This is a genomic window from Herbaspirillum chlorophenolicum (assembly GCF_001189955.1).
GTDB classification, from domain to species: domain Bacteria; phylum Pseudomonadota; class Gammaproteobacteria; order Burkholderiales; family Burkholderiaceae_D; genus Herbaspirillum; species Herbaspirillum chlorophenolicum.
In genome coordinates, this window is the sequence record NZ_LFLT01000008.1 from 75,958 (window position 1) to 88,925 (window position 12,968).

Genomic DNA, 12,968 nt, shown 5'->3' on the forward strand with positions numbered 1-12,968 from the left:
GGTGCCATGAGCTGGTTCTACAATCTGAAAATCGCCAGGAAACTGATTCTTTCCTTTGCCGCCGTGATCGTATTCACGGTGATTCTTGGGGGCGTTGCCATCTTCCAACTGGGCGCCGTGAATCAGGCTTCCACCAATATTGCGCGCAATTGGCTGCCAAGCATTAAGGCTGCGCAGACTATCCAGGCATCCTTGCCGCGGATGCGTATCTCCGAATTGCAGATGCTGACCGCCAACAAGGACGGTGACCGCGACGATGCCGACAAGGCCATCAAAGCACGCCTGGACACCCTCGCCAAGCAGCGCGCCACCTACGAAAGCCTGATCTCCGAGCCGGAAGAGAAAAACATCTACGGCCAATTCTCCAAGACCTTCGCGGCCTATATCGAGATCGATAAGCAGCTCAAGGCGCTGGCAACGGATGGCAAGGAAGAAGAGGCGCGGGCTTTGTTCAAGGGCGAGTCGAACAAGCTGTTCCGCACGATGAACGAGCAATTGGACGGCATCATCAAGGTCAACGATGCTGGCAGCGCGAATTCGGACCGTGCGGCCGACGACATGTACCAGGCAGCCAAGCTGTGGATCGGCGGCCTGCTGGCGGCGATCGTGGTGATCGCCTTCGGCCTGGCCATCAGCGTCGCGCGTATCGTGTCGCGGCCGTTGAACGACGCGGTCGAAGTCGCGCAGCGTGTGGCCCAGGGTGACCTGACGGTGGACATCCACGCCACCAGCACCGACGAAACCGGCCAGCTGATGCATTCGCTCAAGGCCATGAACGACAGCCTGCAAAAGATCGTCGGCGAAGTGCGTGCCGGCACCGACACCATTTCCAATGCTTCGCAGGAAATCGCCACCGGCAACCTCGACCTGTCCTCGCGTACCGAGCAGCAGGCCGGGTCGCTGGAAGAGACTGCCTCGGCCATGGAAGAACTGACCTCCACCGTCAAGCAGAACGCCGACAATGCGCGCCAGGCCAACCAGCTGGCGGTGTCCGCTTCCGAGATCGCCAGCCAGGGCGGCAGCGTGGTGGGCCAGGTGGTGGAGACCATGGGCTCGATCAACGAGTCGTCCAAGAAGATCGTGGACATCATCAGCGTGATCGACGGCATTGCCTTCCAGACCAACATCCTCGCACTGAATGCGGCAGTGGAAGCGGCGCGCGCCGGCGAACAGGGCCGCGGCTTCGCCGTGGTGGCATCCGAAGTGCGTTCGCTGGCGCAACGTTCGGCTGCGGCCGCCAAGGAGATCAAGCAACTGATCGACGACTCGGTAGGCAAGGTCGATGCCGGCAGTGCGCTGGTCGAACAGGCCGGCAACACCATGAGCGAGATCGTCAACAGCGTGCGGCGTGTGACCGATGTGGTCAGCGAAATCACTGCGGCCACGCATGAACAAAGCACCGGTATCGAAGAGATCAACCGCGCCATCACGCAGATGGACGAGGTCACGCAGCAAAACGCCGCACTGGTCGAAGAAGCCGCCGCCGCCGCGCAGTCGCTGCAAGACCAGGCAGGCCGCCTGCAACAGGTGGTCGGCGTGTTCAAGCTCAGGCGCTGAGCGCGCCATCGCTTAACCAGTGGCAAAAGCCCGCGCCTTCGATGGCGCGGGCTTTTTTTTTGCGCCAGTCTGGTGACTACTCTGGCAGTTCGAAGCTGTAGCCGACCCCATACACCGCCTGAATCGCGTTGTGGCCAGGGAAGAACGGCTCCAGCTTGCGCCGCAGGTTCTTGATATGGGTGTCGATGGCGCGGTCGGTGACCGAGCGGTATTCATCGTGCAGGTGGTTGAGCAGCTGTTCGCGCGAGAACACTTGCCCCGGCGCGCTGGCGAAGGTCTTGAGCAGGCGGAATTCCAATGGAGTGAGAGCCAGCACTTCGCCGCGTATGCTGGCCTGGAGGCGGGCTTCGTCGATGGCCAGCGGTGAGGCTGCCGGCGCATCGTTTGCCACGCGCTGCAGATGGCCGTTGCGGCGGAGCATGGATTTGACGCGCGCCACGATCTCGCGCGGGCTGAACGGGGTCTTGCAGATGTAATCGTCGGCGCCCAGCTCCAGGCCGCGCAGGCGGTCGTTTTCTTCCACGCGCGCGGTCAGCATCAGTACCGGCACATCGGTAAAGCTGCGCAGCTCGCTGCAAATGTCCCAGCCGCTGCGTCCGGGCAGCATGATGTCCAGCAGCACCAGGTCGGGCAATCTGGCGCGCACCGCCGGTACTGCGTCGTCGCCGTGGGCCACGTGGCGCGAACTGTAACCGGCGGCGGCCAGGTATTTTTGCAGCAGCTCGGCCAGCTTGGGCTCGTCTTCGATGATCAGGATCTCGGCGCTGGCAGGCGCTTCGAACTGGAAACTGTCGCTCATGCCGTTTCCCCCGGCGCCGGGAAGCCCGCGGGCAGCAATATGGTCACGCGCAGGCCGCCCAGCGGTGAGGCTGCGGCGTTGATCGTGCCTTGATGCGCTTCGACGATGCGGCGGCAGATCGCCAGGCCCAGGCCGGCGCCGCCGCTGGCGCGGTTGCGCGAAGCCTCGATCCGGAAGAAGCGCTCGAACAGGCGTGCCAGCGCGGGTGTCTCCACGCCCGGCGCGCTGTCGTCCAGGATCAATTGCCATTGATGCTGTTGCAGGCGGCAGTGCAGCTCCAGCTTGCCGCCCCGGTCGGTGTAGCGCAGGCTGTTTTCGAACAGGTTGTTCAATAGCTGCTGCAGGCGCGCGCCGTCGGCGTGCAGCGGTATCGATTCAGGCAGGTGCAGGACGATATCGAGCCCGCGTTTGCGGAAGCTCTCTTCATAGATGCGCACGGTGTCGCGCAGCAGCGGCGCCAGGTCGATGTCGGCTTTGCGGTAGGCGAGTGCGCCGGCGTCCGCCAGCGACAGGTCGTAGAGGTCGCCCACCAGTTTGTTGAGATGGTCGACTTCGCTCTTGAGCGAGCGCAGGGTCTGCTCATCGGGCTGCAGTACACCGTCTTCCAGCGCCTCCAATTGGCCGTTGAGGATGCCCAGCGGCGTGCGCAGTTCGTGCGAGACGTCGGCCATGAATTCGCGCCGCAGTTTCTCGTTGCGTTCCAGCGTCATGGCCAGTTGGTTGAAGTCCTGCGCCAGCCGGCCGACCTCATCGCCCGATTGGACTTCCACCCGGATCGCATAGTCGCCGCCGGCCAGCCGGTGCGTGGCGCGCGCCACGCGCGTCAGGGGCCGCAGCAGCACGCCGGAGATGCGTATCACCATGAAGGCCGCCAGCATGATGGCGACCACCGCGATGATGATCTGCGCCAGGAACTGGCTCTGCTGGAAGCGCAGGTCGACTGCGCCGATCACGTTTTCAAATGGCGTTTGCGCGATCCAGCCGACAATGGCGTCGTCTTGCATGAGGGGGCGCAGGCGCGCGTCGGGGCCGATGTTGGGATAGCCGATGACCAGCTTGCGGTTGGCGTCGAGCAGCGAAAACCGCAGCGTGGCGCCGGTCAAGTCGGAAGGCGTGAAGGTGGGGCCGGGGGCGGCGCCGTTGTGCTCGACGATGGCGGGCTTCATCATCTCGAACCAGGCGCGCGGATTGTTGCGGATGAAATCCCAGTTGCCGTTCTCGCGGTAGGCCTGCTCCACGCGCGGGATAAGGTCTTCCATGCGCTGCTGCGCCTGCTCGTTGAGATAGCCCAGGAAGTCGCGCGTGAAGATGTAATGCCCCGCGCCGTTGATCGCCACGATTAGCACCACGATCAGCGCCAGCATCGCGTAGAACAGTTTCAGGCGGATGTTGGCGCGGTAAAAGAAGCGGTCGGTCAGGTCCGCTATCGGATCGGGGATGAGCTTGGACACGGCTGGAAGTCGATGCTGTAAACGGATGTAAGGAGATGGCAAAGGGCATGCAACTGGTACCAGCTTAACAAGATAAGGCGCTTGGCGGGGACGATGTTGCAAATGAAGCTTTGCTCAATTTTCCCCCACATTTGGTTTTTATGATGCAAGGTCCGATAGCTCATTTCGCCCGGACCTTGCCAGAATTTCAAGCAAACGGACGGGCAGAAAGTCAACGACGATGCCCGACAAGAACACTTCATTCCGTTCCGTTTCCCTGCCCGGCTTGCCGGCGATGACCCGCCTGGCCGCAGCCCTGATGCTGGCCGCCGCGCTGGCCGCCTGCTCCAAGTCCGGCAGCCAGCCGCCCGCACAGGCCCAGGCCGAGATCGGCTACGTGGTGGTCAAGGCCCAGCGCCAGGCAGTCACCACCGAATTGCCGGGCCGTACCACCGCATACCTGGCGGCCGATATCCGCCCGCAGGTGGGCGGCATCATCCAGAAGCGCCTGTTCAAGGAGGGCGCGATGGTCAAGCAGGGCCAGCCGCTGTACCAGATCGACGCCGCCAGCTACCAGGCCGCCTATGACAGCGCCAAAGCCTCGCTGCTGAAGGCCGAAGCCACGCTGGCTTCCTCGAAACTGAAGGCCCAGCGCTATGCCGAACTCGACAAGATCGACGCCGTCGCCAAGCAGGACAACGACGACGCCCAAAGTACGCTGCGCCAGAACCAGGCCGACGTCGAAGTGCAGAAAGCGGCCGTGAAGACCGCCGCCATCAACCTCGAATACACGAAGATACTGTCGCCCATTTCCGGCCGCATCGAGAAGTCGAGCGTGACGCCGGGTGCGCTGGTGACGGCCAGCCAGACCACCGCGCTGACCACCGTGCAGCGGATCGACCCGATCTATGTGGATGTGACGCAATCGACGGTGGAGCTGCTGCGCTTGCGGCGTGAGCTGGCCAGCGGACAGATCAAGAAGAGCGGCGAGAATTCGGCGCCGGTCAAGATCTTGCTGGAAGACGGTTCCACTTATGACCGCCCGGGCAAGCTGGAATTCTCTGGCCTGTCGGTCGATACCGGCACCGGCATGATCACGCTGCGCGCGGTAGTGCCCAATCCGGACGGCATCCTGCTGCCGGGCGCCTATGTGCGTGCGGTACTGGAAGAAGGCGTGGACGAGCAGGCCCTGCTGGTGCCGCAAAAGGCCGTCACCCGCGACCAGACCGGTGTCGCGACCGCGCTGGTGATCGGCGAAGGCGGCAAGGTCGAACAGCGCCTGCTGACGGTGGCCCGCGCGGTGGGCAACAACTGGTGGGTGACCAAGGGCATCAAGCCCGGCGACAAGCTGATCGTCGACGGCCTGCAGAAGGTGCGCAACGGCGATGTGCCGCGCGCCATCGACATCACCGACACACTGCAGAAGGATCTTGCCAGGGAAGCCGCCGCCGCGGCTGCCGATCCGTCCCTCGGCGGCGACGCCGGCGCGAAGTAAGGGGAACACATGGCACGTTTCTTTATCGACCGGCCCATCTTCGCGTGGGTCATCGCCATCATCATCATGCTGGGCGGCCTGATGTCGATCCGCTCGCTGTCGCTGGAGCAGTATCCCGATATCGCCCCGCCCAAGGTCAACATCAAGGCAACCTACACCGGCGCTTCGGCCAAGACCCTGGAAGACTCGGTCACCCAGGTGATCGAGCAGCAGATGAAGGGTCTGGACAACCTGCAATACATGTCGGCCAGCTCCAGCTCGGCCGGCAGCGCCACCGTGGCGCTGACGTTCACCGCCGGCACCAATCCGGACGTGGCGCAGATGCAGGTGCAGAACAAGCTGCAGCAGGTCACCGCGCGCTTGCCGCAGGCGGTGCAGAACAACGGCGTGACGGTGACCAAGGCCTCCACCGATATCCTGATGGTGATGTCGCTGACCTCGGATGACCCGCGCATTACCGCCATCGACATCGGCGACTTCATCAGCAGCACGCTGACCGACCAGATCAGCCGCGTCGAAGGCGTGGGCGATGTCACCGCCTTCGGCACCAACTACGCCATGCGCATCTGGCTCGATCCGGCCAAGCTGCAGAAGTACGCGCTGATGCCCTCCGACATCACCAGCGCCCTGGAGGCGCAGAACACCGAAGTCTCGGCCGGCGAAATCGGCGCGCTGCCGGCCGTGCCCGGCCAGCAGATCAACGCCACCATCACCGCGCGCAGCAAGCTGACCACGGCCGATGAGTTCAAGCAGATCATCGTCAAGTCCTCCAGCGACGGTTCGGTGGTCAAGCTATCGGACGTGGCGCGCGTGGAACTGGGCGGCGAAAGCTACCAGGTCGCCTCGCAGCAGAACGGCAAGCCTTCCTCGGCGCTGGCGATCCAGCTGGCCACCGGCGCCAATGCGCTGGCCACGGCCGATGCGGTCAAGAAGAAGATGGCCGAACTCGAGCCCTACTTCCCGGCCTCGATGAAGCTCAAGACCAATATCGCCTATGACACTACCCCGTTCGTGCGGGTGTCGCTGGAAGAAGTGGTCAAGACCCTGATCGAAGCCATCGTGCTGGTGGTGCTGATCATGTACCTGTTCCTGCAGAACATCCGCGCCACCTTCATTCCGGCCATCACGGTGCCGGTGGTGCTGCTGGGCACGTTCGGCATCCTAGCCATGTTCGGCTACTCGATCAATACGCTCACCATGTTCGGCCTGGTGCTGGCCATCGGCTTGCTGGTGGATGACGCCATCGTGGTGGTGGAAAACGTCGAGCGCCTGATGACCGAGGAGAAGCTCAGCCCCAAGGAGGCCACGCGCAAGTCCATGCAGGAGATCACCGGTGCGCTGGTGGGTATCGCCATGGTGCTGTCGGCGGTGTTCATTCCGATGGCGTTCTTCGGCGGCTCGACCGGGGTGATCTATCGTCAGTTCTCGATCACCATCGTCTCGGCCATGGCGCTGTCGGTGATGGTGGCATTGACGCTGACCCCGGCGCTATGCGCCACGCTGCTCAAGCCGCATACCGGCAACCATGTGCAGCAGGGCCGTTTCTTCAACTGGTTCAACCGCACTTTCGACCGCAACGCGGGCCGCTACCGCGGCGGAGTGGGCGGCCTGCTGAAGCGCGGCAAGCGCGGCCTCCTGATGTATGGGCTGATCGTGGTGGCGATGGCGGTGATGTTCATGCGCCTGCCCACCTCCTTCCTGCCCGAGGAAGACCAGGGCGTGCTGATGGCGCAGATCCAGCTGCCGACCGGCGCTACCGCCGAGCAGACCACCGCGGTGGTGAAGACGGTGCAGGAATACTTCATGAACAAGCCGGAAGTGGTGGACTCGGTGCTGGCCATCGTCGGCGCGGGCATCGGCGGCAACAGCCAGAACGGCGCGCGCGCCTTCATCCGCTTGAAGGACTGGAGTGCACGTACCGGCGCCGGCCAGTCGGCTACCGAGCTGGTGCGCCGCGCCAATGCCGACCTGTCCAAGATCCGCGGCGCCCGCGTGTTCCTGATGAATCCGCCGGCAGTGCGCGGCCTGGGCCAGAGCTCCGGCTTCGACCTTGAGCTCAAGGATGTGGGCGGCGTCGGCCACGATGCGCTGGTGAAGGCGCGCGACCAGTTCCTGCTGCTGGCGCGCCAGAATCCGCGCCTGGCCAACGTGCGCACCACCGGCCTGGACGACACGCCGCAGCTGCGCGTGACTATCGACGACCGCAAGGCCGATGCGCTGTCGATCTCGACCGCCAACATCAACGACACCATGGCCACGGCCATGGGCGGCACCTATGTCAACGACTTCCTGTCCAACGGCCGCGTGAAGAAGGTCTACGTGCAGGGCGACGCCGCCTTCCGCATGCAGACCGAAGACCTGAACCGCTGGTATGTGCGCAATTCGGCCGACCAGATGGTGCCGTTCTCGGCCATCATGACCAGCAAGTGGTCTTTCGGCCCGTCGCTGCTGGAGCGCTATAACGGCGTGTCCTCGTTCGAGATCGTGGGCGAGCCGGCGGCCGGCGTGAGTTCGGGAGATGCCATGGCGGAAGTCCAGAACCTGGTGGCCAGGTTGCCCGCCGGCGTGGGCTTCGAATGGACCGGCGCCTCCTACCAGGAACGCTTGTCCGGCAACCAGGCGCCGATGCTGTATGCGATCTCGATCCTGTTCGTGTTCCTGTGCCTGGCCGCGCTGTATGAAAGCTGGTCGGTGCCGTTCGCGGTGATCCTGGCGGTGCCGCTGGGCATCATCGGCACGGTGCTGCTGACCGGTTTGTTCGGTATGACCAACGACGTCTACTTCCAGGTGGGCTTGCTGACCACGGTGGGCTTGTCGGCCAAGAACGCGATCCTGATCGTGGAATTCGCCAAGCAGCTGCACGAGTCCGGCAAGTCCTTGTGGGATGCCACGCTGGAAGCGGTGCAACTGCGGCTGCGCCCGATCCTGATGACCTCGCTGGCCTTCATGATGGGCGTGCTGCCGCTGGCCATCGCTTCCGGCGCCGGTTCGGCCAGCCGCCGTGCGATCGGCACGGGTGTCTTGGGCGGCATGGCATCGGCGACTATCCTCGGCCTCTTCTTCGTGCCGCTGTTCTACTTCGTGATCGGTTCCTGGCTGGACCGCAAGGGCAAGACCAAGGCCGATGGGGACCACGGCAACGACCAATTCATCCAGAAGGAGGGCGTGTGATGCAAGCGCGCACTGACAACAAGACGACTTTCCTGCCGCGTTCGGTGATGGCGCTGGCGTTGGCCACCGCGCTGGCCGGCTGCGCCAATCTGGCGCCGGACTATGTGCAGCCAGCTGCACCGGTACCCGCGAACTGGTCGCAACAGGTGGACGGCAAGCAAATCGTTGCCGCCGCCGGCGACAAGGCCGCAGCGAACAATGCCGATGCGGACAACATCGGCTGGCGCCAGTTCTTCCTCGATCCGCGTTTGCAGCAGGTGATCGCCATGTCGCTGGAGAATAACCGCGACCTGCGCGTGGCCGCACTCAATATCGAGAAGGCGCGTGCGCAGTACCGCATTACCGATGCGGACCGCTATCCGGCGATCTCCGCCACCGGCAGCGGCACCGCCAGCCGCACGCCGGCGCAGGTTTCTTCCAGCGGCCGCGCCACCGTATCGCACCAGCAGAGCGTGACGGCGGGAATCAGTTCGTATGAGCTGGACTTCTTCGGCCGCCTCAAGAACCTCTCGGATGCGGCGCTGGAAACTTACCAGTACCAGGTCGAGACCCGCCGCAGCACGCATATCAGCATGGTTGCAGAAGTGGCCACGGCCTGGCTGACGCTGGCCTCCGACCGCGAGTTGCTGAAGCTGGCGCAAGACACGCTGCAAAGCCAGTCGCGTACATATGAATTGAGCCGGCGCAGCCATGACATCGGCACCGTCTCCGGCGTCGACCTGGCCAGCCAGGAAGCGACCGTGGAGTCGGCGCGCGCCGATGTCGCGCAGTACACCGCGCAGGTGGCACAAGATATCAACGCGCTGCGCCTGCTGGTAGGCGCAGACCTGGATGAGGCGCTGCTTCCGCAAGGCTTGCCGCAGACCGCCAGCGTACTGTTGGCGATGCCGTCCGACTTGCCGTCCGAAGTACTGCTGCGCCGTCCCGATGTGCTGGCAGCGGAGCACACGCTGAAGTCGGCCAATGCCGACATCGGCGCCGCGCGCGCCGCCTTCTTCCCCAGCATCACGCTGACCGCCAACGGCGGTACGGCCAGCAGTACGCTGGGCGGGCTGTTCAAGCCGGGGAGTGCGTCGTGGAGTTTTGCGCCGTCGATCAACCTGCCTATCTTCAATGCCGGCAGCCTGCGCGCGAGCCTCGACTCGGCGAAGATCACCCGCGATATCGATGTGGCCAATTACGAGAAGGCGGTCCAGACCGCATTCCGTGAAGTGGCGGATGCGCTGGCGGTGCGCGCTACGCTGGACCAGCGCTTGCAGGCGCAATCCAGGGTGGCGGCAGCCAACGAGAAATCCTATCGCCTGTCGGAGGCGCGTTACCGCAATGGCATCGACAGTTACCTGACGACGCTGGTGTCGCAACGCTCGCTGTATAGCGCGCAACAGACGCTGATCTCGCTGCGGCTGACCGAGCAGAGCAATCGCATCACGCTGTACAAGGTGCTGGGCGGGGGATGGAATGAACAGAGCCAGCCGCCGCAGGCGGTTGTGGACGGCAAGAACGCGTCCTGATGGCTCCGCGATGAAAACACCCCGAAGGCTGGATTTTTTCCACCCTTCGGGGACGGTTTGCTGCGGTCTTGGCCTCGTCACATTTTTCGGCGATGATGGGTTTTTCCCATCCGGATTATTTTGCCGATGTCCCGTAACGTAGAAATCAAGGCCCGCCTATTGGGCATTCAAGACATCCTCCACAAGGTAGTGGGCATTGCCGACCAGGGGCCCATTGAAATTGCGCAGGACGATACCTTTTTTGGCTGCGATACGGGGCGATTGAAGCTCCGTCAGTTTTCCGCCGACAAGGGCGAATTGATTTTTTATCGCCGCACCAATCAGGCCGGCCCCAAGGAATCCTTTTTCGTCCGTTCTTCCACGGCCGAACCTGCGGCACTTCGCGAGGTACTGTCTTTCGCCTATGGCCAATCCGGCCGGGTCATCAAGCAGCGGACCCTGTTCCTTGCCGGGCGAACCCGCATCCATCTGGACCGGGTGCAAGGGCTGGGGGAATTCCTCGAACTTGAAGTAGTGTTATCGGAAGGCGACTCCATTGAGGACGGGATCCGCGAAGCGGAAGACATCATGCAAAAGCTGGGGATCGAACCTTCGCAGTTGATTGAATCGGCTTATGTGGATCTGCTCGGCATTGCGCCCGAGGGCAGTTGACCGAGAGGCCCGCTGTCCGCCGCTACCCGGCATCGGCCGGCCGTCAGGCCCCGTCGGGAATCTCCGGGTCCACCAGTTGCGCCAGCAACTGCAGCGATTCCTGCCATCCGGCATAACAGAACTCCAGCGGAATCATCGGCGGAATTCCTTCCTGTACAACGTTGAGCTCGCTGCCGGTCAGCACGGGCCGGATCGTTACCGTCACCTTCATTTCGCCCGGCAAGTTGGGATCGTCGAACTTGTCGGTGTAGACGATGCGCTCATTGGGCACCAGCTCGACATAGGTGCCGCCGAAGGAGTGCGAACTGCCGGTGCTGAAATTGGTGAACGACATCTTGTGCGAGCCGCCCACGCGCGCATCCATGTGGTGAACCTTGGCGGTGAAGCCATGCGGCGGCAGCCATTTCACCATGGCGTCGGGATCGAGGAAGGCGCGATAGACGCGTTCGGGTTTGGCGCGCAGGACGCGGTGCAGGCGGACGGTGTTGAGGGTGTTCATGGGTATTTCCTCCTTGGGAAAAACAACACGACTGATCAGCTCATGGTTGAGCTGATTCCATGGGGCGGTGACAAACCGCTTCCACATTATGCCCGTCCGGGTCCAGCGCGAACGCGCCGTAGTAATCAGGGTGAAAATGTGCCCGGATACCCGGCGCTCCATTGTCGCGCCCGCCTGCTTGCAGCGCGGCGGCATGGAAGGCATCGACGCGCCGGCGGTCGTCCACGCGGAAGGCCACATGCACCGGCGGCTGGTTGGGCGTGCCGCGGCTGATCCAGAAATCGGGCTTGCCGTTCTCGCCGAAGCCGGCGACGTCGGTGTGGCCGGTCACCTCGGCGGGAAATTCGTGGATCAGGGTATAGCCGATGGCGGCCAGCGCGGTTTGGTAGAACGCCTTGCTCTTTGCGAAATCGCTGACGATAACGCCGGTGTGGTCGATCATTCTTGGTCTCCTCGGATAGGGTGCGCTGATTTTAAAACCTGTTCGGCCTCTCGTCGAGGCCGTCCCAATCCCCTGTCGTGGCAGACTTCACATATCATTCCATTTTCTTCGCATTTACCTTCCCATCATGGCCGACTCCGAGTTTTCCTTTCCCCGCCACGCCGTCATCATCGGCGCCGGCGCCGTCGGCCTGATGAGCGCCATCCATGCGCTCGACCAGGGGCTGCAGGTGACGCTGCTGGATTTCAACGAAGCCGGCAGCGAAGAGGCGTCGAGCTACGGCAACGCCGGCTGGCTGTCGTCGCATTCGGTGATCCCGCCGGTGGAGCCGGGGATGTGGAAGAAAGTGCCGGGCTATCTGGCCGACCCGCTGGGGCCGCTGTCGATCCGCTGGCGTTATTTGCCGAGGCTGATGCCGTGGCTGCTGCGCAATCTGGCCAGTGCGCGGCGTGAGCGTATCCGCACCACGGCCCGCGCTTTGCGTTCGCTGGCGGTCGATGCGCGGCTGCTGCACCAGGAGGTGGCGCAGCGCGCCGGCGCCGGCCATCTGATCGATACCTCGGGGGTGCTGCATGTCTACCGTTCGCGCCGGCACTTTGAGGCCGATGCTTTCGGTTGGGGCGTGCGAAATGAGTTGGGTATCCAGTGGACGGAACTGGAAGGCGATGCGCTGCGTCGGCGCGAACCGGATCTCGATCCGGTGTTCGGGTTTGCCGTGCATGTGGATGAGGCCGGCCACTGCCGGAACCCCGGCGCTTACATGCAGGCGCTGGACGCCTATGCACGCGCACGCGGCGCGCGCCGCGTGCAGGGGCGCGCTACCGGTTTCCGTATCGAAGAGGGGCGATTGAAGGCGGTGCTGACCGAGGATGGCGAGCTTGCCTGCGACGCCGCCGTGATTTCAGCCGGCGCGCGTTCCAGGCAACTGGCCGCCGCTGCCGGCGACCGCGTGCAGCTGGAGAGCGAACGCGGCTACCACGCCAGCATCGCGGGCCATGCGCAGCAAGCCACCGCGCACACGCCGATGATGGTGTCCGAATTCAAGGTCATCGCCACCCAGATGGACGGCGGGCTGCGCATCGCCGGCCAGGTCGAGTTCGCCTCTTTCGAGGCAGCGCCGGACTGGCGGCGCGGCGAGATCATGCGCGACATCGCGCTCAAGCTGTTTCCGGGGCTGCCGCGCGAGCTGCCGGCGTCGGATGTGAAATTCTGGCTGGGCCGCCGCCCCAGCACGCCTGACGGCATGCCTTGCATCGGCTACGCCGCTGCCTGCCGCGACATCGTCCATGCCTATGGCCACGGCCATATCGGCCTGGGGTGTTCGGCGCGCACCGGGCGCATTGTCGCCCAACTGCTGGCGGGACAGGAACCGGAGATCGACCTGGCGCCGTTCAGTGCACAGCGTTTCTGAGA

The 12,968-nt window shown here is 63.8% G+C and carries 10 protein-coding genes; 6 read left to right on the plus strand and 4 right to left on the minus strand.

Annotated elements, in window-relative coordinates; genetic code table 11:
• Nucleotides 1-6 precede the first annotated feature (6 nt).
• Nucleotides 7-1,557, plus strand: a complete 1,551-nt coding sequence (locus tag AKL28_RS07470; protein ID WP_050467485.1) for a methyl-accepting chemotaxis protein — start codon at nucleotides 7-9, stop codon at nucleotides 1,555-1,557.
• 76 nt (nucleotides 1,558-1,633) lie between these two features.
• Here the strand turns inward: AKL28_RS07470 and AKL28_RS07475 are convergent, their stop codons facing one another.
• Nucleotides 1,634-2,356 (minus strand): response regulator, encoded by a 723-nt coding sequence (locus tag AKL28_RS07475; protein ID WP_050467486.1) that lies wholly within the window; start codon nucleotides 2,354-2,356, stop codon nucleotides 1,634-1,636.
• Nucleotides 2,353-3,807: an ATP-binding protein gene (locus AKL28_RS07480; RefSeq protein ID WP_231602361.1), complete on the minus strand. Its 1,455-nt coding sequence runs from the start codon at nucleotides 3,805-3,807 to the stop codon at nucleotides 2,353-2,355. Before AKL28_RS07480 ends, AKL28_RS07475 begins: the two co-directional genes overlap by 4 nt.
• 220 nt (nucleotides 3,808-4,027) lie before the next feature.
• Here AKL28_RS07480 and AKL28_RS07485 point away from each other — a divergent pair, with 220 nt between their 5' ends.
• The 4 genes from AKL28_RS07485 (at nucleotide 4,028) to AKL28_RS07500 (ending at nucleotide 10,614) form a co-directional block, all read left to right on the plus strand.
• Nucleotides 4,028-5,281, plus strand: a complete 1,254-nt coding sequence (locus AKL28_RS07485; RefSeq protein WP_050467487.1) for an efflux RND transporter periplasmic adaptor subunit — start codon at nucleotides 4,028-4,030, stop codon at nucleotides 5,279-5,281.
• A 9-nt stretch (nucleotides 5,282-5,290) separates the two neighbouring features.
• A complete protein-coding gene (locus AKL28_RS07490; protein WP_050467488.1) occupies nucleotides 5,291-8,452 on the plus strand; it encodes an efflux RND transporter permease subunit in 3,162 nt (1,053 codons plus the stop codon).
• Nucleotides 8,452-9,963, plus strand: coding sequence for an efflux transporter outer membrane subunit (locus tag AKL28_RS07495; RefSeq protein WP_050467489.1), 1,512 nt, complete (start codon nucleotides 8,452-8,454; stop codon nucleotides 9,961-9,963). Before AKL28_RS07490 ends, AKL28_RS07495 begins: the two co-directional genes overlap by 1 nt.
• A 126-nt stretch (nucleotides 9,964-10,089) precedes the next feature.
• Entirely contained in the window at nucleotides 10,090-10,614 is a 525-nt protein-coding gene (locus AKL28_RS07500; RefSeq protein ID WP_050467490.1) for a class IV adenylate cyclase, read from the plus strand.
• A gap of 43 nt (nucleotides 10,615-10,657) precedes the next feature.
• Here the strand turns inward: AKL28_RS07500 and AKL28_RS07505 are convergent, their stop codons facing one another.
• Nucleotides 10,658-11,113, minus strand: a complete 456-nt coding sequence (locus AKL28_RS07505; protein WP_050467491.1) for an SRPBCC family protein — start codon at nucleotides 11,111-11,113, stop codon at nucleotides 10,658-10,660.
• 40 nt (nucleotides 11,114-11,153) lie between these two features.
• The gene (locus AKL28_RS07510) at nucleotides 11,154-11,555 is read right to left on the minus strand and encodes a VOC family protein (protein ID WP_050467492.1); all 402 of its coding nucleotides are present in this window, start codon (nucleotides 11,553-11,555) and stop codon (nucleotides 11,154-11,156) included.
• A 127-nt stretch (nucleotides 11,556-11,682) separates the two neighbouring features.
• Between AKL28_RS07510 and AKL28_RS07515 the strand changes: the two genes are divergently transcribed.
• On the plus strand, nucleotides 11,683-12,966 hold the full coding sequence (locus tag AKL28_RS07515) for an NAD(P)/FAD-dependent oxidoreductase (RefSeq protein ID WP_050467493.1): 1,284 nt from the start codon (nucleotides 11,683-11,685) through the stop codon (nucleotides 12,964-12,966).
• Nucleotides 12,967-12,968 lie beyond the last annotated feature (2 nt).